The 587-nt window shown below is 58.6% G+C and carries 1 protein-coding gene; it reads left to right on the top strand.

Annotation, left to right across the window (positions count from 1 at the left end; translation table 11 throughout):
* Positions 1–587: tyrosine-type recombinase/integrase (locus H1B37_RS33065; protein WP_182871531.1), on the top strand; the 587-nt coding region annotated here is incomplete at both ends.

Genomic DNA, 587 nt, shown 5'->3' with positions numbered 1-587 from the left:
GTCGCCGAGTCAACACAAGACCAAGCTTTCTACGCGATCCTGTATCTGTTTGAGCATGTCTTGAAGCGCGATCTGAAGTGCGTCGACGCGATCCGGTCCTCCAAGCCCCAACGCATTCCGGTGGTGATGAGTCACGAGGAAGTCGCGTCGCGGTTGGGGGAGCTTCGCGGAGTGTATCTGTTGATGGCACAGTTGATGTACGGCGGGGGGCTGCGACTGAGTGAATGCCTGAGCCTGCGCGTGAAGGACTTGGATTTCGACCAAAAGATGATCATCGTCTGCGATTCAAAGGGGAAAAAGGATCGCCGCGTGCCGCTTCCGGACGCTGCGGCGCCGGCGTTGCGACGTCAGTTGAAGTCGCGAAAGGTGCTGCATGAGCGTGACTTGGACGAGGGTGCCGCGTCGGTGTATTTGCCCAGGGCGATCGATCGTAAGTATCCCAACGCGCACAAGGAATTACGTTGGCAATATCTGTTCGCATCGCGCCAACGGTCCAGGAACCCACGCAGTGGGCGACTGCATCGTCACCACATGCACGAAGACACGTTTCCCGCGCAACTGAAGAAAGCGGTCGAGCGCGCCGGGAT

This window comes from Stieleria mannarensis, from assembly GCF_014154935.1.
Lineage (GTDB): Bacteria > Planctomycetota > Planctomycetia > Pirellulales > Pirellulaceae > Stieleria > Stieleria mannarensis.
The sequence above is the reverse complement of the archived record's forward strand: the minus strand, read 5'-3'. Positions and strand labels throughout refer to the sequence as shown.